A 22,432-nucleotide genomic window follows, 5' to 3' on the forward strand; every position below is an offset into this window, starting at 1 on the left:
GTTTCTGTAATGTACCAGATGTGTTGGGGTTGAATTTCTTTTTATTAGGATTTATGTAAATTACAAATATGTAAACTTTTTTCAGGACGAGACAAGATGATGTACACTAGCGCAACGATAGCACCAGCAAGAGGTTTCGACTCCGCTCAGCCTGACACCAGGTTTGAATTATACTTAATCAGTTGATTTTTATAATTTCCCATTAGCAACTAAGGTATTCAGTTTACCTTCTAATGCAGTTAATCCATCAGAAGAATCAACATTCATTTGGCTTAAAATGGTGTAGAAATCCGATGTGTGAACAGAACGGTTGGAAGATTTTTCTGCAGCAGCGGCGATTGCAATTTTTCTGACCTCCTCGAATTGTTTTTTAATTCCTAATCCCTTATTATTTATACTGGTAACTTTTTCCATGATTTTTTTTACACCCGATGGTTTACTGCCATATTTTGTATGTTCACTCCAATTGGCGTCAGCGATGCGTTTAATAAGTTCAAGGTTCTTTTTCCTGTCGGGTGTTAAGTTGTAGGTAAGAGTATCCCACTTCGTTAAGTCAGTAGCCATTGATTCTCTGTCCAGTGCTGGTGAAGCAGCATCCAGCCCGCCCATGGCGCCATGAGCAATCCTTTCGGGTAATTTCATTTGGTCTGTAAGGGCTTTGTCACTGTGTTGATCGATACTGATATTATGCATTTCTTCTTCGTCTGTAAGCTGATTTAGAATGGGTTCACCCCTGTATTTATCAGCAGAAACTCCTGCCATTCCTTTTAATTTATTGACTACGTGGCCAAGTTCATGATGATTAGCGGCAAACATAGGAGAGGTAAAAGCCTGTATATCTTTTGTAGCGGTATGGCCGTAATAAATTGGGAGTAAAGTCTGACTTCTTTCCATATTGACTGTTGCATCACCAATTTCTGCCCTTCCGGGGTTTGCTGTGCGTGTATAAGCACCTGTTGCCTTTGCTTTTATAAATTCACTCAGATTGTTATGATGTTGTGCAAGCAATTCGGCGTCTGCCACTTTATCCCGGCGTTCCGTTTTTTCTCCCAGTGGATTATCAATTTCGGGATTTTGCAATCCGGCACTGGGTCCAATGAGAAGTTGATTGATTTCGATATTCCGGTCTCCTAAAAGCTGCATTAATTCTTTAAAACGACCCTCGCCGGCTGTGAATTTCATTCCCTGAAGCACATAAGACAGGAATATTTTTTTGTATTTAGCATCCACACCATCACCCAGTGGTGTCTGGTTAATGAGTCGGTTAAAGAGAGGTTTTAAAGCTTTCGAATCTTTTTGTAAAACCGTATCCAGAAATGTTTTTCTAATGGCTTCATCAGCAATATCAACGTATTCCTGAACCAGATCAGCCTGAATATTGGTTTGGGCATAACAAGCATCTCTTATTGCCGTTAGTTTCGAACTAACCGCATGAAAGGTTGCCGGAGAATCGTGTTCACTAAAATCCTGCAGTAATTTATTTGCTTTTAAGATCAATTGTCTTTCCTCTTCATGCGCTGCTAAAAACTGATGGCCTTTGGCTGCCACGTTTTGTGCATTTAAAACCCTTTGTATGACCTGGCGAAAATTAAAGGTTGCTTTTGGCTGAATTGTTTTTTGCCGGCTAAGCATTTTTGCGCCCATGACGTCAGACTGGGGATCTGGCAGGCCGGTGTTGTTCGCTTTTCGTTGCAGGAGAGAGGCATGGCGATTGTCCTCGAGTACTATTGCCTTATTCTGAACGGTTTTCTTATTCAGACTATCTGAAACAGATTGCGTTTTGCTTCTGTTCGTTTTATCTTGAAAATGTTCCATACTAATTTCAATTTGTGATGTGCTTTTTATCAACTATTTAATAAGGCTAAAGCAATTTCTCTAATAACACTGGATTTTTCTAACAGGACTAAAGAGTCCTCATCTTCAGAATCAGTATCATCAGCATCTGATTCTGGTTCGGCATCTTCTACATTTTTATCCCCCGCAGCTCCGGTAAATCTTTTTAGAGATAATAATCTGGATTCTAATATTTTGACAAGGTTTACCAGATAATCTTCCGCTGTTTCTATAGAATCTATTAATAGTTTGATTTGTGCCAGGGATGACTTAGAGATCCATCCATACCCGGTATGATCTCCAAGTAACTCGTGTTCGCCTAATTTGGTAAAATAGGCCTGACACGCCATACAGGCAACTTTTGTGCCTCCAATTTCTAATATTTTTTGTTTGGTATCACGTATACTGGCAAGTATGGCCGATTCTGCATGAATATTTTCTTTATTAGTAGGTACGTTCATCTGTTTAGAAGCGTGGGCTCTCGCAAATTTTCTGGAACTGGTTCCGGTCAGACGAAGAGGATTACGCTTATGCTCCGTTAGTAAACTTCGGATTATTTTTTGTGCTATAGTATTTTCCGTATCGCCTTTGACTACTTTTATTTTAGCCCTGAAATCTTTCTTAACCACATATCTTCCTTTTGCTTTATACCCCATGCTCCGGGCAACGTTTTCAATACCTTTTACTCTTCTCCGAACACTTATCGGGCGAATATTAGCTTTGTAATAATCACCTAAAACCATTGCTTTTTTACCTCTGATTTTATTATTGGCATTAGAAGTATTTCCGGAAACATAAATTGATTCTGAAGCGCCCAAAGCCGTTTTGACCAATGCTGTTTGTATTTCCGGAGTTACGTTATTCTTTTGCATTGCATTTACAAATTCTTTGACCATTGAACTGAAATTGGCTAATCTTGCTTCTTTTTTTGAAATATCCAAATGGTCTGTAGTAGGAAATGCGCCTACAAAAAAAGCCGGATTCATTGGTGTTGCAGTAGCATCAACACCAAGTTCAGCTTTTATTTTATGTATGTTTGCTATTTTTTCATTTGCTTTTTTTATACGTTCGTTCATCTCCTTCATCTGTCGGTCAAATTTCTCTTTGGCGGTTTCCTTATTCCTTGCATTCTGAACTACATAGGAGTTGGCCGGCTTCTTTTTAAGAACTTTTAATTGTGTACTGTGCGTGGTATTGAGAGCTTTGGCTCCCATAACATCAGCCTCTTTTTCGAGCCCTTTATCATCGTTTACATTTACTTTACCTTTCATTTGTAAAGTCGGTTTTACCCGTCCTTGTTTTTGCTGTACCACATGCCAGGCTTCGTGTGGTAAATGTTTTTCCTGTCCGGAAGCGATATGGATGTCGGTTCCCTGTGCATAGGCATGCGCATTAAGTTGTGCAGGTTTGTCGGAGTTGTAATGTACTTTAACATCATCCATACTATGGCCGGAAAGATTTTCTATTCCGGACTTTAAGGGGTCGGGCAGTCCGGTATAGTTTGCTTTTCTTTGCAGAATAGAAGAAGGGCGATTGTCCTGTAATGCTTTTGCTTTATTTTGAATAGGTTTTTCATTCAGGCTATTCGCTACAGCTTGTGTTTTGCTTGTATCTTTTATATCAGTTGAATGTTGCATCATTGGTTAAAGTATTTTAAACACCAAGTTGTTTTTGAAAATAATGTACGGCTCCGCCAACGAGAGCACCGGTAACCAACGCTGGAAGTGCCGCCGTTGCCAATGTTGCACCGGCAGCTAATACAATCCCGCCTGCAAGCACTCCGGATATTCCGGAACGTACCACCTGTACAGCAGGGTTAGATGAAACGGCTAATTTGCCCAGTTGTTGAAGTAAATAACCACGTAATTCCCATCTTCCTGTTTTAATGTTATGAGATGCTTTTATTAGCCATTTATGATTCGTTTCGTATCCTTTTAAAATGGTTTTATAGTAATAGTTCATTAATTCCCCTATATTTTGGGTATTCCAAAATAGGGAAGCAGCACCACCATCATCTGTAGCCGCTAATCTGCCTAAATCAAATAAGAAAGAGCGGGTTAAATCCTTAAGTGCCTGGTCTTTTTCTTTTCCATCTAAATTCTTATCTAAAGAATCTCCGGTAGCTAAATATAAATCGACATAATGGTCAGATCTGGTACTTTTTCCTCCGGCAAGACTTTTAGCTAAGTTTACGTGGTCAATTTGTCTGGATCTGCCTTTTTTTAATTTCGATTCAATGGCATTTGGGTATTTTTCTATTTTTCTGATTTTATTGTTATAACTGACATTGTGATCGTTTTTTACATCTGCAACTTCTAAATTTGCGTCGCGATTTCCGTTTGTCCTGCCGTTAGCATCATATCCCATTTTTTTGTCGGCAAAAGTATGCACACCTATTTCATGAATAAACATTCCGACTAAGTCTCCTATAGAAACGTTCTCTAAGTACCATTTGTTTAACTGAACTCCGATATTGCCAGGTTTTCCGGGATGATGTAAGGTTCCCTTATGATGATTCCATGCAGGAGTTATTTCTCCTGTATTCGTAATTTCAATTGTAATTTCATCGTTTGGAAAATCATTGCTTAAAGCAGTTCTCATTAGTTTTATTAATTTTTTAAGCTTTTCAATTGTTTTTTTGTTATCTCCTAATTTTTTATCAAATCCATTTTCAGGGTTAATAGTCATTCTTTGAATGATGTCGTTACTTGCAGCATTTTTAAGAGTTTGGGACTTACCATAAAATTGCAATGCTTTCGCACCCATAACATCAGCCTCTTTTTCGAGCCCTTTATCATCGTTTACATTTACTTTACCTTTCATTTGCAGAGTCGGTTTTACCCGCCCCTGTTTTTGCTGTACTACATGCCAGGCTTCGTGTGGTAAATGTTTTTCCTGTCCGGAAGCGATATGAATGTCGGTTCCCTGTGCATACGCGTGTGCCTGAAGCTGGGCAGGTTTGTCGGAGTTATAATGCACTTTGACATCATCGATACTATGGCCGGACAGATTTTCTATTCCGGACTTTAATTGGTCGGGAAGGCCGGTATGGTTTGCTTTTCTTTGAAGAATAGAAGCAGGGCGATTGTCCTGTAATGCTTTTGCTTTATTTTGAATGGTTTTCTCACTCAGACTAGCCGAAACAGCTTGTGTATCGCTTTTGGTTGTTTTATTGAAAGTCTGCTCCATATCACATTTTTTAGTGGGTAAACAAAATTCTATTCAGCTGTTTTTATTGGCTATATAGTTGTGAGTAAAAAATCAGGCAATAAGCGGCGTGTTTGCTGTTGGAAGTTCTTCCCCTGACGAACGAATCGTTTTTACTGCTTTTACACTCTGATTGGTAGATCTCAAAGTTTTTGAAGCGGCAACCCCTATTCCTGAAACAGCCGTAACAGCCTTTTGTGCACCTTCTCCTGCAAGTGCGCTGTGAGCATCCATACTGCCTCCTGCGAGGCCGGCAGCCACTTCAATCCAGTGGATTGCTGCTGCAATTCCGGTAAAAGCTTTATGGGCATTTGGATAGTTATCTTTATTTACAAAATCAATAAGGAAATGCATGACAGAGCGCAATGCCTTGGCGATACCAAATACCAGTCCTGCAATATTGAGAACAGACCCGGTGCTGGCACCCACTATTGTTGCCATGGCCTCAAACGCACGCAGTGAATCTATCAGCTTTTTTTGTGTTTTACTAGGCTTGTCTTTGCCATGAATCGTGATGGCCCCGCGCACAATCTTTGCTACCCCAACCGCTATCGCTGCGATTCCCGGACCTAATGCGACTCCATGTGATAAGGCAAGTATGGCGATACCGGCAGACAGGGATAATATACCTTCGAGAATTACAAATCCGCCCACCACCTGATTCGATAGAAAGTACTGTTGTACTTCGCTTGAGTTTTGAAACTGGGTTACGACGACCTGATCGCCGTTATGATGCACACCGCTCATGGATTTTGCCTGAACGGTTCCCTGCCATTTTCCATAATCCGCCTGACTCATCAGTGCATAATTGACACCCGGAACACCCAGATGGTCCATGGATTGAAATTGGGCCGTGTGGTCTTCCTGTATTTTTTTGGGCTGAATGGTTTTGGCATTTTCCGGAGGACGTGAAATGCTGGCGCGCTGAATGGCACGCTGGCCCATATGGGTTGCTTCCTGTTCCAGTGCCGGATCATTATTGACCGGTGTGCCGCCAACCTTCATGGTTGGTTTTACGCGTCCTTCCATTTGCTGTACCACATGGCCTAATTCGTGGGGCAAATGTTTTTCCTGCCCCGGTGCCAAATGAATGTTTGAACCCTGTGCATAGGCAAGGGCCTGTACGGTTGCCGGTTTGGAGGAATTGTAATGTACTTTGACATGATCCAGGTTTTTATTGCTAAGACTCTCCATTCCGTTTTTTAAAGCATCAGGCAAGCCGGTGTTATTGCTTTTTCTTTGAATGGAAGCAGAACGATTGTCCTGCAATTCGATTGCTTTATTACCTTTTACGTTTCCGGCGGAAGAGGTAAGCTGTTTGGTCTCTGTTTTATCCTTTGCGTATTTCATAGTAGTATAAAATTACATTTGCTGTTTATCCACTTTTAAAGCAGGCTGTCTCAGGCCGTAATACCTGCACTTCCGGAACCCGGGTCAGGGGGCGGATCTTTACGAAAATCTTTGTAGTTGCCTTTGTTTTCATGTTCCCCGTCATCGGTAACATAGCCTTCTTCATCGTCCTCACTTTTATAATCGAGCTTTTTTTTGCTTTCAAATTTATGGCTCTCATTGCATTTTTTGCACAAAGCCCTTAATCGGGAAGGGTCATTATGATCTTCTTTCATTTCTTCATGAGAGGCTCCTCTTGCTTTCAGGGCACGTTCCCTTTCTGCCCATGGCGGAAAATGATCCAGGGCTAAGGCACGCTGGCTGTGTTTATTTCCTCCTTTACTGGTATAGTCAAATCTTGTCAGGTCCAGGTTTATCTTTCCTTTTGTTGTTGAAGCCAGTGGCCGTGTGCAGGCAGGACAGCTGTAAACATCGCGGTATTTACTATTGTGATGCACGCGTTTGTGTGCCGTTTTTTTTATCACCTTTTCTACAGTTTGTCTGGGTATGGTAAATCGTTTTTGCTTTTTACCCTGTGGCGGTACATATTCATCCTCTGATGAATCGTCTTTTTTATTTTTCTTGCCTAACTGAATAACAGTACCTGATATTTTGCCTTGTAGCTGAACAGTTTGGTTTGCATCAGTGGTATAATCTGCTGGCTCCTGCAGCCTTCTCTGAACAAGTGACAGCTCCCGATTATCTTTCAGTTGTACCGCAGCACTACTACGATTTACATTCGCGGCAGTTGTTACGGTTTTATTGTCTGATATTTTACCCTGATATCTTTCCATTCCTGCTTTTTTTAATTTAAAGGGTTTCCTGTTTTGATTCGAATCTTAACTGTTTTGGATGAAACTTTTAAAAGCGGCGGCATCTCCATTAAAAACATCAAAATCGTTGGACTGATTATTTAAGGTATAGTTCGCAGATTTTTGCCATAACGTCCAAGGCTGGGATTTCCAGACGTTTGGTAAAGTGAGTGTGGCATTGTAATCGGCTATCCATAACTGGTAACCCGCAAAAGCAGGATCTGTCAGATAGGCATTTGCAGTATTGTTATCTGTATAAATAAGTGGTTTTCTTCCTGTTTTTTGCTCCAGCAACGTTAAGAATTGCAGTAAATTGGGCTGTATGGCAGTTTTGTCAATCCCGGGATCGATACTGGTTTCTTCAAAATCGACAATAGGAGGGAAATCGGTTTTTGCAAATTCACCAATGACTCCCAGATAATTAGCCACCTGTTTGGCGGGATCATCATCGCAATGGTAAAAATGATACGCACCGCGCACAAAACCTTTTGCCTGAATTGCCGGCCAGTTGGTTTTAAAACTCGAATCGGTATAGGTAATGCCTTCTGTCGCTTTGCATATGATAAAAGTCAGGCCGTCGGACTGTTTGTTAAGAAAGTTGATTTCGTCTCCCTGATATTTTGAAATATCAATTCCAAAAACGGTAAAATTATCGGCTATTGCTGGTGCTGTATTCATAGTTTGATTTTTGGTTGGTTAAATGCCTTTAGGCTGGATTATTAGTGTCATGCACATTCTTTTAGAAATCAATGTCATCCTGAGCGAAGTCGAAGGGCATCCTGAGCGAAGTCGAAGGGCATCCTGAGCGGAGTCGAAGGCTTTTTAGACAAGAAAGTGCTTCGACTTTGCTCAGCCTGACATCAATTTCAAATTATACTCAAGGTGTAGTTTTTAATCTTTTAATAAGGTTACCTGTACCGGACCGATTGCCCCCGAATAATCAACAGCGGAACAAAACGGATGATGATGAACCAGCTGTTTTAAAGCTTCAAGTCTCCGGTCGTAATAAGGTAGCTCTATTTTTTTACCGGTAATGAGGGGAATCATATAGTCGTTTTTTAAAGGATATACTTTAAAAAAGGGCTCCTGAATCTCAAAAAAAACATCCTCATTGTCCAGCATAAAATCAATATTGTATTTCTTGTTTTTTACGATTCGGTTATCGTCTTTTAACAGGAGACTGATATGGTCCTCTATTTTATTCAGCATCATATCAATTGATTTTTCATGAGTTTTGGCTACTAAATACAGGCTCTTTGCTGTGATTAAATAACCATTGATGATGAGATCATGATATTTACAGCAATGATTCAGGGCAATTGCAATGAGGGTCTGGGTATAATTCAGATCGAAATTGTTTTTCCAGTTTCCAATTTTGAGCTCCGTTTTATGCGTATAAATATGCTTTTTAGGAAGCAGGACAGCAGGTTTGTCTTCACTATTTTTCATAATCGTTTCTATTTTTCCTGATCCTTATTATTGCATCGGCCTCAGCTGTTTTTAAATTCAAAAATCCAAAAAAGACATAACAAATAGCATGGCTGAGATGTTTTTCGCAGCCACGCTATTCTTACATTAAAGAGCTTTCGCTTTTTTAAAACCTAACATAGCTGTAAATAAAGCTTTGGCATGTGGTCTTGCGGTTAATATATCAGGTGCATAAGGTGTATTGTTTTCCGGATTCCATGGGCCGACACATCCGCCTTCATTGACAGGTTTTCTGGTAGCAGGGCTAACGGGAGCAATTGAAAATAATCCGAACGCTTCCTCGTCGTAGTAGTTTCCGGGAAAATGGGGCTTAAAACTCATGTCAGGCCCTGGATTCCATACTCCCGAACTGCATGTCAGTGCTGCATCAGGATCATTACATTGTGATCCCGGCGGATCTGCTTTCCACCATTCATCAGTCCATTCAAAATAGGTACCTCCACAGCAAACCCCCGCACCGCTATCAGATCGATTGGCGACCATATCGTTATAATGACCTGTAACATAAGTAACCAAATTATCCATCTGAGAAGCATTCATTGGCTGAATATTTCCTGCACCATCGTGCGTAGAAGCAGGAACTCCCCATTCGGTAAGCATTAAAGGATGAGGATTTGCAGCAGTTGCTGTTTTAAATGTGGAGAATAAATCATCAAACCCATTTGAATTGGTCCAGTTTCCGCGATAGGAATTATAGCCCCAAAAGAAATTGCCTGCCGTCATATATTGGTTTCCGTTAGTGACACTATGCATACTGTCATCAGAATTTACCAGTGTGGTCAGCTTCCCCGGAACGGTACTGCCAATGGCGGTAGCAACCTCGTTCCAGTATTTAAAAAACAATGGATTTTGGATTACATTCTCTGCATTCACTTCATTTGCCATTGCAAATCCCATTACTGCGGGATAGGCTCTCCAGGCAGACGCCAGATTAATTAAGGCGGTTTTGAATGAAGCACGCAAATCTACATTTGCCTTGTCCGACCAGGTAAGAGGCAAAAATGCCTGCTGATTGGTTTTGGGTGGTGCGTAACCCATTAATACATAAATAGGATTTTCGCCATTGTTCCAGCAGGCATCCAGAAAATCTTTGTGCTCGTGGTCCCAGGTTCCGGGATTTCCACCTGCTATGAGCTGTGCAGAGTCAAGAGTGTTGTAGGTTTTTAAAAGATTGACTCCATTGGTTCTCATCAGTTCGAGGTCTCTTCTCCATACCGAGTTCCAGGTATTAATTGTAAAATCTCCGTAGGGAACAAAAGCGCTACAGGCTCCCCAGGGTACGGGTGAGTAACTCACTCCGTTGCCAAAGAATGGCTGACCGTTAACCGTAATTTTATACTGGTCAATGGCCCAATTTGTAGTTGATTCCATAATAAAAAGTTTGTTTTATTAAATTGTTTTGGATAGTTATTTTTTGAAAAAAACATCTAATTAATTCATTTGCGTAACATTCAGCGTGCGGTTTTCTTTCTTAAATTCTCTTCGGATACCTTCCAGCAAATCCTGAAAGCTTACTACGGTTTCGTTTTGCTGAATGGCTTTCAGGGCACAATAGCGTAATACATTGATAATGGCACCACCAGCGAGTTCGTATTGTTCTGCAATGTTTTCGAGATCAATAGCAGGATCGAGTTTACATTTTCCGGAAAAGGCATTTTCCCATAACAGCAGACGTTCTTCCGGAGCCGGCATTCCAAAATGAATCATCGACTGAAACCTTCTTGAAAAAGCCTCGTCCATATTCTCCTTTAAATTCGAAGCCAGTATCACTACGCCCGGAAAGTCTTCAATGCGCTGTAATAGATAACCGGTTTGCTGGTTGGCGTGCCTGTCGTTGGAAGAGGAGGCACTGGTTCTTTTCCCAAAAAGCGCATCTGCTTCATCGAAAAACAAAATCCAGTCTTTATGCTGCGCGACGTCAAATATTTTCGACAGGTTTTTTTCGGTTTCCCCAATGTATTTGGAGACAATCATCGAAAGGTCGACCCGATACACTTGACGATTGGTGTTTTTGCCCAGTAACGTAGCCGTAAGGGTTTTTCCTGTTCCCGGAGGCCCGTAAAAAAGCGTCCGGTACCCGGCTTTGATTTTGTTTTCAAGTCCCCATTCGGTCATCAGGGTTTCCCCGTGATTCAGCCAGGCGTTAATTTCCATTACCTGTTCCATGACATGATTTTCCAAAACCAGATCAGACCAGCTAAGGTTGGTCGTGATTTGCTGGGCGGGAAACGAAACACTATGCTCCAGCCGTGGTAAGGTACCGGTGATAAAATAATGCAGCCAGCGCTCGTTAACCGTTATGGTCTGGTTTAGAAGTGGCACATTTGATTCTGTGGCTTCCAGAATCAAAACCTGTTCTTTTGCCAGGATGTTAGCAGCACTTAAAACGTTCAGTATTTCCACCTTTAACTCCGGATTGACCGCCGTGATAAGAAAAGACAACGTCTGGCCTGTGGGTATAAATCCACTGTGATTTTTATTGATAACGCCGCCAAATTCCGTAAAACCGCGATCGTACAAGGCATTTTTACTGAAGAAAATATCCAGTGCTTCCGGTTTGATCTGCGGGGCCAGTATCAGGGCAAGGCAAAGTCTTTCGAACAGGTTCAGATTCCATTCTTCCAGTTTTTGATAGTACACACTGTCTTCAGTTTCTGTTGAGGCTGCGGGCAGCGGAATATCCATCCAGTGATTTTCATGGCCTTCCTGAAGCAGGTAACTGCAGATGACCTGATCAATTACTTTTTGCAGCCAGTCCATCTCTCTGTCCAGTACCAGTAAGTTGGGATTAGTTTCCATAATTGGCAAAGAGTTTTTCGACATCGTCTAAGTTGGCGTCTGCCCATTTAAAATACAATAAGGCCGTGTTCGGATTCAATTCATTGGCTTGTAACATATCCAGAAAATAACCCTGTGCATTTTGCATGATCATTTGCGAATTCTGGCCGGCATCGTTATGAAAGTTCGAATTGTAGAAAGTATCTGTCCATTCTGTCGAATTATTGGTTTTACTAATGAAATCACTAATAAAATAAGCCAGTTTTTCCTCCTGCACCACCAGTTTTTTCGCTTTAAAATAAGCGGGTTTTCTTTTGGTCTCACGATGGTAGTATTCGATATCCTTAGACTGGATTGTTTTGGTATTTTCCTGTCCGAAAATATCCACCAGGCCAAAATTTTCACTTTCGCTCGCCAGTTCCAGTTCCGCTTCTTTTTCACCGGCAATGGCAAGTGTGGTGGCTGTTGCGGTGGCACTTTCTGTCACAATATAAATTTCACGAAAAGAGAATAAAGTCTGTGTCAGTTTTATAATTAACTGCTGCTGAATATCATTCCAGTTATTGATTTTTACGGACTGCGGTTCTTCGGCTTTAAAGATAAAACTTCCCTTATTCGCAAAAGCCAGTATCTGCTTGCTGAATTCAAATTGTCCTTCAATAGCGGTCTGGCCATATCCGCGGCCGGAGTATGGTTTTGAAATCCCGTCACTAAAATTCCAGTTCGGTGCATTTAAAAGTACTGCAGCACTTAAGTCGGCATCTTCCGGAGCGATGATCGTATTGCGGTACAAATTGCCCAATACGGTAATTTCGCCATTTTTGATCTGAAAATAATCGCCGGGAAAGAGGCTTTGGCTTAAGGGCTTTGTCGGTATAAAGCCGGCTGTTTTTAAATAAAACTGTCTGTAAAAGTTTTTATAGATGTTATCCATACGATCTGAGATTAAGAGATTAAAGTCCACTGAAACAAATATACTGCAACAGTGGACCTTTTAGTTTTCTTAAGAGGCCAGGGCAGCCGCATTTGCTGCAGCCAAAGCAGCCTGAAGCGATTGAAGTTCAACCTGGGCTTTGTTTAATTTGGCAGTGGCGCTATTCAGTTGTCTCGTGGTTTCATCATTGGCTTTATTGGCTTCCAGATAGGCAGCTTTTGCCTCAATATCAGCCGTAGCCAGCAAGGCCAGGATAGAGGAGTTGTCTTTTAGCGTAAAAGGCTGGTTCACACTCTTTTTTCCGGTCAGGGTCAGGTAAAGCGTTAACGCCTGTTTCTGCTCCAGCGCCGTGATCGCTTCCGATTCGAGACAAAGCGACTGCGCGGCAAAGATCGATTTCAGGGCAATAAGGGTAAGGGCAACAGCATTGTTAGCGTCTGTTCCGGCAGCATTTATTTTAGTGATCAGATCATCTGAAATAAGTGGGTTTAATGCTTTTTTGCGGATCACCACATTCGACAATTTATTGATAATTTCGACGGAGTAAATCAGTTTATTGATCAATTCTGCTATTTCTTTGGCGACGCCTTCGGTGTTTTCGTTGGCTGCCGTCATTTTAGAAAAGGCGATTTGCGAATTTTGGGTCAGGTCCAGTGCATTCTGAACGACCTGCTCGGCAAGTAGTTTATTGCTCAGCGACTGGGTTCTGCTGTTTTCTGCCTCCACTAAGTAGCCCTGGTATTTTATGGCTTTCTGGTTAAGGGACGAAACCACGGTCAGCTGCTGCTGAACAACAGCCTGAGCGTCTGTTACCTGAGAAGTTAATAAATCCAGGTCTGATTTTTTCTTTTCTGTAATTCCATATCTTTTCGGAGTTGGTTTTACTACGGCTATACTTTCCATATTTTAGAATTTAACGGGTTAGTTTTTACTGATTATTGGTTATGGAAAAATGAAACGGCTCTTCGTTTTCCCAATCGGATAAATTGTTGTTGTATTGATTTTCGGTTGTTTCATTTCCTGTATAAAAAGAAAGCACCACAGGAATGTAGGTCTTGCCGTCTATCAGCGCATTACCGAAATTATCTGTCGTAGTCGGGTCAATTACGGCCTCGTAGGTCAGTGAATTTTTAGAAACCGGACCTGCTGCAGTATAATTGCCTGAAGAAACATTCTCTGCCAGTTTCAGATTGAAGAAAAAGCCTTTTTTGTTTTTTATCTTAGGCAGTTTTTTAGCGACCATTTTTTCAAAAGAAAGATACAACTGATCCAGTTTCGTAGTCACGATTAACAATTTCGAATTGATTTCGGTCTGAATCTGAGTATAATTATTTAAAATCTGATTGTGTTCCTCATTCAGTGCTTTAATTAAGTCCTTATCCTTAACCGGATCAAGATTTTTAATCTTTTTGTTGAACTCCTCGTTTAACTGAATGATTTTTGCTTTTACGGCCGCTAAGTCCCCTTTGTACTGGTCAATATCATTTTTGGAGTACTGGATTTCTTTCTTAATGACAGATACCTCTATAGTTTCTTCAAAATAATCCAGTTCATTGCTGGTAAAAAGGTCTTCATTATACGACAAGTACATACATCTGTATTCGGTATGTTTATGATCGGTCTCGTCTACGGTAAAGGTAATGGCATAAGGCGACAACACCGGCAAATCAGGATGGATATGGATGTTTTTTGCCGGTTCTTTTTCTATGGCAATATCCGTTACGGCTTTTAGTGTATTTTTTAAGCTAAAAGTTTCCGATGGAGCTGACAGAAAATCATCGTATGTATTGATTCCTTTTTTGTAATCATCCGTAAATATGGTCAGCAGAAAAATCACGTACTTTTCGCCTAACGCAAGCATCTCATTATCTGAATCTACCAAATCAATAGTCTGGATGTTTTTGAATCCTTCTTTTTTGGAGCTTGCAACCAGTTGTCCGGCAGTTTCGACTGCTTTTTGGTCATTTTCAGCCTGTGTTTCAGCATTCGTCAGGTCCGTTTTGGCATGTGCTGCATTGGCTGTGGCAATTTTCAGGCTATCGGCAGCAACTTTTGCCGCGTCAAATACTTTGGTTTCATTTAGCTTTGCATTTTCAAGTGTCTGCTCTAAAGTGCTCAAAGCTTTGGAGGCCTGTGTGGCTGCTTTCGCAAGATCGGTGTTTTTCGGATCCTTTTTGGCCGCTTCAGCCGTATGACCCGCTTTTTCTTTGGCCTGAGGCAGTTCTTTTGTTAATTTGGCAATTTCGTCTTTTCCGTCCAGGACAACTTGGTCTGCATCCTGTTTTTCCTTAGTAGCGGTTTGTAAAGCAGCATTGGCATCACGCAGTTGATCTTTGGCCTGAAGGACTTTTTCTTTAGACAGTTTTGCCGTATTCAGCGCAGTAAAATAAGAATTTGAATTATCAACAGCAGCAGTAAGCGCTTTCGCCGGATCTGTATCTGAAGGCGAGCTAAGTGCCGGAATAAGCTGAACGTATTGCAGCGAATTTCCCATTGCCTCTTCTGCCGTCAGTGCTGAAAAAGTCGATTTTTTACTGTCCTTTACCAGGAAAAGATTATAGCTTTTTACCGGATTGTCCAAGCCAGGAGCGGAAGTGTTTTGCCCTTTTTCATTGCTTTTAAACGGCGGTTTGTAAAAGTCGAAAGAGACATTGTACGAGCCGTCGAAAACTTCCGGTACATGTACTTTTAAGTTATAGTTCAGGCTTTTGTTGTTGAGGTTGTAGGCCACTTTTGCAGCTTCCAGTTCCACCTTATTCGATTCGATAGCACCCTGCGCATTTTTCGTCACGACACTTGCTGCTGCTTTGGCATCATTTTCGGCGGCCACAACGGCTGCTGTAGCTGTAAAATCGGCGGTTGCCACCTTCAGTAAATTGTCTACCGAAGCGTCTGTAGCTTTGGCTTTGTCTTCTACGGTAGAAGAGGCCACTTCGGCAATAGAAGCAGAGGTTTCCATGGCATGCTGGGAGGCTACTTCTGCCAGATAGGCTGTGGTATTCATCAGCGTATACGCCTCAAAACTTTGCTGATAAATCTGCGTACCGTAGTCGGCGGCATTTACAATACTAAAAATGCTTCCCATATCGCTTGCCAGTCGTACGATAGCATTGGCCGCAATCTGAATGTTAGAAGCACTCACGGCGACATTGGTTACCGATTGTGCCGTGTAGCTGTTTTGCTGGCCGGCCGACAATACAATATTGGTAGAAATATTTTTGCTTTCAGTAGCCTGCTTTTTAACTTTTTGCGACTGATTGTATTTTTTTGCTGCCGTAACAGACTTGTCGTTGGTCACTATTTCAGCGCCTTCGGCATAATAAAGTGTAAACATGGAAGAATTCAATTGGGAGTCCAATTTTTTCTTATTCGATTCCTGGCTTTCTAATGAGGCCAATACACTGGAATGTAGATTTTCACTGTAGCTGTTCATAATTGTTCTTTTAGTTGATTAATTTTTATTTTCAAGGGTCGGTTTATTATTGTTCTTATTTTTAAATCAGGATGGGCTAATACGGCCAGTTGACGTGCAGCGGTTTATCCATCCACGGGTATTTCATGATCGAAAAAGCAAAGGGAGATTTGTTGATCAGGACATCGTAGGGTTTCTTGTCTACGGTAAGTTCCCATCGGTCTTCCATCTCAAATAAAGTTCCTTCACGCACCAGCCAGTTGCCTCTGAAACCGGTCACCGAACATTCTCCAATGGCATCCCAGTACGAAATAGCCGCCTGTATCAGGCCATTTATCAATTGGGTATTCGCTTCCGTAATTTCAATTTCATCCGGAACGGTGTGCAGCATCGATAACCCGCATAGTACTTTGTTCAGCGGTAAATAGGTTTCTTCCGTTTCCGTTAATCCGGTCACTACATATTGCAAATACTGAACGGCACTAATCTGATTTTCAATACTCGTAAATTCGTTATCCTTTACCAGTCCAAGGCGTTCAAAAAGCATTACGATATAGTCGTTTAAGAGTACGATTCCGGCATTTCGGACTGTAATCCCTTCTTTTACCGGTGTCTTTGGATGTTGCTGCATTTTTAATTTTTCGATTTTTGAAAGTGTTGCTTTTTTTTGTACCGTCTGAACGGTTTTTTTTTCGGCCTGAATGACTTCTCTGAAACTAAGCTGCAAAGAAGGTGGAAACTGATACAGCTGCTTTTCGATATCCGCAAGGAAGCTTTTTTTGGCAATTCCTTTTTTGGTGACCACCTCCCAGATCAGTTCGTTCCAGATTTTATCAATAGAAATAAGGCTCCAGTTGTCGTGTGCTGCAGCATTCAGCAGTTTTTTCAGCAAAAGGCTCTGCATGTCTTTTGCTGCGATGCCGCGAATGGTAATGGCACCCAGTACATGATAGAATTTCTCCAGAATTCTCAGGTACGATTCTTTGTTTTGGTCTACTTGAATGACCGCCTCACTTAAAATCCTGAAACTGATCGTTCGGCTCAGCCAGTCGGTTTGTGCTTCGGAAAGGAATTCTTTTTTGATTATTTTAAAGAATAGTTGGGGCGCACTGCGGATCATTTCATTCAGTACCTCTTTAATTTCGAATGTCCCGGAAATTGTAAAACCGGCTGGAATCTGTCTTTCGACAATGACTTGTAAACACCAGTCGTATTTTTCTTTTTCAGAAAGTTTTCGTCCGTTAAAGAGCAGGACATTTCCCGGAGTTGTTACTCTTTCTAATAGTCCCTGATCCGCAGGCAAATCTTCTTCGGGACTAACAGGAATGTTATTTTCTGTGAAAGAATAACGGGCTGCTGGTATGTTAAAAGTGTCGGTATCCATCGTATTTGTTTTGTTATCGAATATGCTGTTTTGACGAAGAACCCTTTGTTTTGCATAAACCGTAAAAGCTTTTTGCAGCATTTTCCCAAACAGGACTTCATTTCCTTTATAAGCCGAATAGTTCAGAAGGGTTTGCCAGAACAATTCCTTCAGTTCATGGCTGATTTCATTTTTCGGAAGCGCTTTCGATTGTTTAACCAGTTCAGCAGCGCTGTTTTTAATCCAGTTATTTTTCAGGAATATTCCGTTTTTTATAAAATAGGAAATGATGTCCTGAGCCTGTTTTTTGTCCTGTTTTCGCAACTGGGTGAATGCAGTATCATTGAAATTGGAAACCAGTAAATGCGACAGCTCCGCCTGAGCTTCGGGAGATGTACTCTGAAGCAGCAGGGCAAGCGCCACAATATCAATAGTACTGTTGTTTTTTAATTGGTTCAGGAAGGTTTTTTTAGTGGTAATACCAAATGATCTGACCCTTCCGGACTGCAATAATTTAGCAATGAACAGCATGTAATCCTTACGTTTCGTATTCGTTACTTTTTTCGCTAAGGAAATAAGCACCGTTTCCAGAAACAAAGAAAGGTCATGTTCCGGATGCAGCAGTATTTCCTGTACGCTTATCAGCAGCAAATCTTCGGTAAGAAGCTCTTTCGGAAATTCATATTTTTCTTTTGCATTTAAAATTTCATATACAATTTGTATGGTCTGCACGAGTTCCGTTTTTTTATAACCGGTCTTTTTGATCAGTACCTGCAATACGTCACGGTTCATGACTAACGGAAGTATTTTTTTGATAAAACCGTTATTTCCATAAGACAGGAAAACTTCAAAAGCCATTTTCGGATGCAGGGAAATAGTGCTGGTCAGTGCGTTTTGCAAGTCGGAAAAAACCTTGTTCTTCGCCGATTTTTTTTGCAGCTGTACTTCCAGTTTCGACAGCAGGTTCCTGAAATGTCGGGCCGGGTAATCTGAATTGGTTCGGGCGATTTCATTGCAGTAGGCCGTACTCAGCTGGTTGTAAATAACGGCTGAGCTCGTTGTTTTTAATGACGCGGGAATTTGTGCCGTTGTAAAGGCTTCCAGCAATTCTTCGGTATTCAGATGGTTCTTTTTGCTTAACTCTTTTATGCAATGCAGCAGAAAAACGGCAGCATCGGCACTTTTATTCCGGATCAGAAAGGCAATTCCGATTTGCCAAAGCAGTCTGCTGTTTGTTTTCAGTTTGAGCCTGCTGCTTAACGTATTCAGGTAGCGTATCGTATCACTGTTCAGTGAAGACGGGCTGCTGTCGAGTTTTGAAAACACTATTTGTAAAGCCGTTTCCTCTAAATCCGCGATTACGGACATCAAAGCCTCTTCGGCAGCGAAAATCCTTTTTATCAGCGTGCTGAGTTTGGCGCTGTTCTGATTGTTCAGTGCCGCCATCAATTCATTCAGGATATCTTTCTCCGATTTCGATTTTCGCGATTTTTTATCCGTCAGCAATTGTTCGAAAAGAACCCAGTAGTCAGTGCTTTTTTCAGATTGGTAAGGTGCTTTTTTTTGAGTTTCGTACTCCTGGGTCAGTGTTTTCAGGGAGAAAATAAAATCGTTATGTTCGGTAGTCTTGTCAGACAGTTTAATGATGGTATTTTCGATTAACAGAATAAGCTCCGGGTACGAAATATTGTAATGATTGGCCATTTGCAGGATACTGCTTTTAATAAAAGCGATCTTATTAAAAAGCGTTCCGCGTTCCAGCAGCAAAAAGTTCAGAATAAAGAAATACAGGTTCTTTTTGAAACTGGCCGTACTGGTCTGAACAATAGTTTCCTTGACCTGAAGGTTCGTCATGATCGAGGAAAATTCGATAATAGAACCGCTGTTATTTGGTTCAAGTGCGGCGATTATTTTGTTGACATTTTTGGCGTCAAACTGCCATGAAATTCTTTTGCGTACTTCTTCGTGCGTTAATCCGGTTTGTTTGATAATCGCAACAATTTCGGCCGGATGATGCTGCAGCAGCTCTGCCATAATCTGATTCGCAGAGCCTTCTTTATTTTGAAAATTCCATGGCAGATAGCCTTTCAGTAAAAACACAGTAAGGTTTTCGAGCATCGATTTTTCCTTATTGTATACAGAAATCAGGTTTTGTTTCTGATTGTTCTGGTTGATGATCAGTTCGGCTATTTTTTCCCGCAGCAGACTGCGGATCTTAACGCCCAGATCGAATTCAAGATCATTGTAGTCGCAGGCACCAAGATCTAATTCCAAAGACTGAATTCTCCAGCTCTGTTCGGGCGGACAAAGTTCATTGAATACGCTGGTCACTTCCCCCGGCAACGCAATTTTGCTCCAGGTACTCAGGCGTTCCTGAAGGCGGTATCCTTCTGCCCGGGTATCAAAAGTAGTATCCCACTTCAGACGTGCTACAATATGGCTGTTAATGGGTTCCATTTCTTGTTTCTAAAATTGAGGTTAAACTACTAATCAGGTTCAGGGCAGCCGTAACCGGATTTAGGACTGCGGCCGGGGCTTTAAGGGCTGTGGCTGTATCTCCCGAAGCTGGCTGCACCGGAAGTAATTTGTCTTTGTACCGCAAACTTTCATACCAGTACATATAATCGGGAATAAAAGTCTCCAATTCCTGAGTGCTTAAAAAAAGGCATTCATAACTTACGTTAAAAGGAAGGTTCAGTTTCAGAAATTGTTTCAGTCGTTTCTTGAATTCCGGGGTCTGCAGCGATGGAATAAAATCAGGGAATACTAATAAAATGCTTTTTTTGAATACTTTAGAAGCTATCGTGATTTTTTCATTGCCCGAAGAAACCGTAATACGGAACGAATAATTCGAAGCAGCCGTTTTTACATAATCATTTAGGCTTTCTGTCGCGATATTGCCTGCCGTAACCGCATATCTGGTGCCGGAAAACAGCAGATAACCGTTCTGCAAATCCGTGTCCAGAGTTGTTTCGTCGGTGGCGTTTAAAACATAATTCAGGTTGCTGACCGTTTCAAAACTAATAGTGTTAATCGTATAATACGCCTGGTTTACGGCATTCGGTTTTACGATTTCAAGAGTAAAGTTTAAAGGTTTCAAGAGTAAAACCGTTTCCAGCAAAAGACTTCCGTGCCTGTTTTCGCTAAACCACAAAGCTTTCTGAATGGTTTTATAAATAGTGGTGTTGAACAGATTTTCGATATTGCTTTTTTGATTGTCCAGTCCGGCCGAGATAAAATTTTTGTAGCTGTTCTTAAGCCCGAACAATAAATTCAGTTTCAGTTCCAATGCCGAAAAATTATTGAAGTCGTGCTGGTTTAGCTTCTCCTTTTTGTTGATTTGTTCTGATTTGAATATAAAATCGGTGGTATTTTCGTTTATCGCTCCAAACAGGCTGTCGCTAATTTTCGGAAGGCTCACCTCTAGGTTTCCGTCAGTGGTAGCGGCTATTTTTTTAGCTGCCAGAAAATTGTAGGCCTTTTGTCTGTTGTAGGACAACAATCCGAGGTTTTGCAAATACAGGCTTTTTAAAATAATCCGGTCTTTTCTTTTGTCTCCGGTATACACAGTGTCGTGTATAATTGCATCAATCAGTTTTGGGGATTCCCCATGTCTGGCCAGCAGGTGATCCAGCAGATTGTTTCTTCGGTCGAGGTTCGTTTTTTCCCCTTCCATGATTTGCATTAAACCAAAAATATACGGATTGTACGGATCCTGCTGGTATTCGAACCAGCTTTTTTCCAGTTGTTCCGCGGGGGATTCGTTGCCGTAACTGTAATTAAAAGCCCTATTGTCTTTCAGCAAAGGCTTAATGTGAGGCACGGTATACAGCGACTGATAAAAGTAACTTGGTGAGAACATTTTATAAGGCACCGGGTATTCCAGATGTTTTTGCTGGTATTTATCTTTTACGGCATAAAAAGTTTCTTCATCGGAAGGAGCGCCGCAAAGGGAATTTTTAAAAGAAAACAGCTGGGAAACATTCGCCAGTTGCGAAAACTGGTTGGCCAGTATCTGATCAAAGAGGGTCAGATAGCCTTTTAGCTGACGTGCCTGTGCCACCTGAACGGGTTGCGAGGCATTTTCCAGCGTATCATCGCCAATGCCGTACTGATGCGGAAATGTATTTTGAATGGAGTAGTAGCTGTTGATGTCCCTAAAACTGCTTTTTGGCGTTTTTGGACGGGTTGTAACATTGATGCAGGCCAGAGTTTCATTAAAATGATCCATATTGCTGCGTAAAGCTCCGAAAGTATCGGCCGGTAACTCTTTTCCGTTCGCATTTAAGCTCAGTTTTTGGTTTTGAAAAGAAGCCATCACATCAATAGCCAGGATTTCGCTTATTTGGGACTGAAGCACCGCAACCGGCATCTGATTCTGATACAGCTGCACGCCCGATACTGAGGCAACACCTTTGACAGCGGCTATGATGGGTACTAAATCGATTCCTTGTACGGTATCTTTTTTATCGGTTAGGGAATCGGTTAAAATCCAGCCGTTTGCCAGTTGTGGACCGTCATAAATCTCTTCGGCTGTGTAGCCGTTTTGTTTTAAGGTATCGTAACCTGACTGCGTTATTTTCGAAAATATATAAGAACGGATACTGGTTTGCAATTCCTGTAAAACAGTAGAGGGGTCGGCATCTTTTTCAAGTACAATTTTGGTATCAATCCAGCAATCTACCGGAAGCAAAGCGATTGGAGTATTGAAAATTTCCCCCAGATTACGGCTTTTGTTCAAGAGGTAATAGGCCGATTTGCAAAGCCCTGAAATTTCAGCCGGATCCGTAATTGCCGGATCTATATACAGATAAACCTGATACACCTTATTAAAAGGGAAAACATTATCGCTGTAACAAAGGATCATAACATTGTCGATATTATCAACGCCATCGATCAGGTATTTTTTATAATCATCGACAGTATAAGGGGCAGTCGTGAGGATTTCATAAGGCTGATAGAACTGGTCTTCCATTTCCATCTTGCCGTCAGGACCGGTCAGGATGTCCGCAACACTAAAATCGGTACAATAGCCCAGTTCGGTCAACGCATAACAGAACTGGTCCAAAATCGTCATTCCGGGATCACTCGGGTTGAAGTTCGTCCATTCGCTGCCGATATGTTTTTGCACATAATCCATCGCCTCTCCCTTCAGGAAAGTAAAATCCTGGGAAGGAGGAAGCTGTTTTTTGGTGATGTGATTAGCGTTATCCATG

The 22,432-nt window shown here is 41.5% G+C and carries 14 protein-coding genes; all 14 read right to left on the reverse strand.

Translation table 11 applies throughout. From position 1 onward, the window contains the following. Positions 1-189 precede the first annotated feature (189 nt). Positions 190-1,815, reverse strand: coding sequence for a hypothetical protein (locus tag LPB89_RS06440; RefSeq protein ID WP_230700945.1), 1,626 nt, complete (start codon positions 1,813-1,815; stop codon positions 190-192). A 29-nt stretch (positions 1,816-1,844) separates the two neighbouring features. Continuing rightward, the gene (locus LPB89_RS06445; RefSeq protein ID WP_230700946.1) at positions 1,845-3,473 is read right to left on the reverse strand and encodes a DUF4157 domain-containing protein; all 1,629 of its coding nucleotides are present in this window, start codon (positions 3,471-3,473) and stop codon (positions 1,845-1,847) included. A gap of 13 nt (positions 3,474-3,486) precedes the next feature. Continuing rightward, on the reverse strand, positions 3,487-5,022 hold the full coding sequence (locus tag LPB89_RS06450) for a DUF4157 domain-containing protein (protein ID WP_230700947.1): 1,536 nt from the start codon (positions 5,020-5,022) through the stop codon (positions 3,487-3,489). 72 nt (positions 5,023-5,094) lie between these two features. After that, a complete protein-coding gene (locus tag LPB89_RS06455) occupies positions 5,095-6,390 on the reverse strand; it encodes a DUF4157 domain-containing protein (protein ID WP_230700948.1) in 1,296 nt (431 codons plus the stop codon). Positions 6,391-6,440: 50 nt separating this feature from the next. Further along, positions 6,441-7,223, reverse strand: coding sequence for a GH-E family nuclease (locus LPB89_RS06460; RefSeq protein WP_230700949.1), 783 nt, complete (start codon positions 7,221-7,223; stop codon positions 6,441-6,443). 45 nt (positions 7,224-7,268) lie between these two features. Beyond that, entirely contained in the window at positions 7,269-7,919 is a 651-nt protein-coding gene (locus LPB89_RS06465) for a glycoside hydrolase family 25 protein (protein WP_230700950.1), read from the reverse strand. 213 nt (positions 7,920-8,132) lie between these two features. Then, a complete protein-coding gene (locus tag LPB89_RS06470; RefSeq protein WP_230700951.1) occupies positions 8,133-8,690 on the reverse strand; it encodes a hypothetical protein in 558 nt (185 codons plus the stop codon). Positions 8,691-8,816: 126 nt separating this feature from the next. Beyond that, positions 8,817-10,100 (reverse strand): hypothetical protein, encoded by a 1,284-nt coding sequence (locus LPB89_RS06475; RefSeq protein WP_230700952.1) that lies wholly within the window; start codon positions 10,098-10,100, stop codon positions 8,817-8,819. 60 nt (positions 10,101-10,160) lie between these two features. After that, on the reverse strand, positions 10,161-11,528 hold the full coding sequence (locus LPB89_RS06480; RefSeq protein WP_230700953.1) for an ATP-binding protein: 1,368 nt from the start codon (positions 11,526-11,528) through the stop codon (positions 10,161-10,163). Next, positions 11,518-12,441, reverse strand: coding sequence for a hypothetical protein (locus LPB89_RS06485; RefSeq protein ID WP_230700954.1), 924 nt, complete (start codon positions 12,439-12,441; stop codon positions 11,518-11,520). The genes LPB89_RS06480 and LPB89_RS06485 overlap by 11 nt, the downstream gene beginning before the upstream one ends. Positions 12,442-12,510: 69 nt before the next feature. After that, positions 12,511-13,344, reverse strand: coding sequence for a hypothetical protein (locus tag LPB89_RS06490; protein ID WP_230700955.1), 834 nt, complete (start codon positions 13,342-13,344; stop codon positions 12,511-12,513). Positions 13,345-13,369: 25 nt separating this feature from the next. Then, positions 13,370-15,874, reverse strand: coding sequence for a hypothetical protein (locus LPB89_RS06495; protein ID WP_230700956.1), 2,505 nt, complete (start codon positions 15,872-15,874; stop codon positions 13,370-13,372). Positions 15,875-15,950: 76 nt separating this feature from the next. Continuing rightward, positions 15,951-19,673, reverse strand: a complete 3,723-nt coding sequence (locus LPB89_RS06500; protein WP_230700957.1) for a contractile injection system tape measure protein — start codon at positions 19,671-19,673, stop codon at positions 15,951-15,953. Next, positions 19,660-22,431, reverse strand: a complete 2,772-nt coding sequence (locus tag LPB89_RS06505) for a hypothetical protein (protein WP_230700958.1) — start codon at positions 22,429-22,431, stop codon at positions 19,660-19,662. The genes LPB89_RS06500 and LPB89_RS06505 overlap by 14 nt, the downstream gene beginning before the upstream one ends. Between the last annotated feature and the right edge of the window lies 1 nt (position 22,432).

Origin of the sequence: Flavobacterium sp. ENC, from assembly GCF_020991415.1 — a bacterium.
GTDB lineage: Bacteria > Bacteroidota > Bacteroidia > Flavobacteriales > Flavobacteriaceae > Flavobacterium.

Excerpts from the sequence above, each read along its gene's own strand:
- LPB89_RS06450 (WP_230700947.1), bottom strand. The coding sequence starts at position 5,022 with ATGGAGCAGACTTTCAATAAAACAACCAAAAGCGATACACAAGCTGTT.
- LPB89_RS06465 (WP_230700950.1), bottom strand. The coding sequence starts at position 7,919 with ATGAATACAGCACCAGCAATAGCCGATAATTTTACCGTTTTTGGAATT.
- LPB89_RS06455 (WP_230700948.1), bottom strand. The coding sequence starts at position 6,390 with ATGAAATACGCAAAGGATAAAACAGAGACCAAACAGCTTACCTCTTCC.
- LPB89_RS06505 (WP_230700958.1), bottom strand. The coding sequence starts at position 22,431 with ATGGATAACGCTAATCACATCACCAAAAAACAGCTTCCTCCTTCCCAG.
- LPB89_RS06485 (WP_230700954.1), bottom strand. The coding sequence starts at position 12,441 with ATGGATAACATCTATAAAAACTTTTACAGACAGTTTTATTTAAAAACA.
- LPB89_RS06480 (WP_230700953.1), bottom strand. The coding sequence starts at position 11,528 with ATGGAAACTAATCCCAACTTACTGGTACTGGACAGAGAGATGGACTGG.
- LPB89_RS06500 (WP_230700957.1), bottom strand. The coding sequence starts at position 19,673 with ATGGAACCCATTAACAGCCATATTGTAGCACGTCTGAAGTGGGATACT.
- LPB89_RS06475 (WP_230700952.1), bottom strand. The coding sequence starts at position 10,100 with ATGGAATCAACTACAAATTGGGCCATTGACCAGTATAAAATTACGGTT.
- LPB89_RS06440 (WP_230700945.1), bottom strand. The coding sequence starts at position 1,815 with ATGGAACATTTTCAAGATAAAACGAACAGAAGCAAAACGCAATCTGTT.
- LPB89_RS06470 (WP_230700951.1), bottom strand. The coding sequence starts at position 8,690 with ATGAAAAATAGTGAAGACAAACCTGCTGTCCTGCTTCCTAAAAAGCAT.
- LPB89_RS06490 (WP_230700955.1), bottom strand. The coding sequence starts at position 13,344 with ATGGAAAGTATAGCCGTAGTAAAACCAACTCCGAAAAGATATGGAATT.
- LPB89_RS06445 (WP_230700946.1), bottom strand. The coding sequence starts at position 3,473 with ATGATGCAACATTCAACTGATATAAAAGATACAAGCAAAACACAAGCT.
- LPB89_RS06495 (WP_230700956.1), bottom strand. The coding sequence starts at position 15,874 with ATGAACAGCTACAGTGAAAATCTACATTCCAGTGTATTGGCCTCATTA.
- LPB89_RS06460 (WP_230700949.1), bottom strand. The coding sequence starts at position 7,223 with ATGGAAAGATATCAGGGTAAAATATCAGACAATAAAACCGTAACAACT.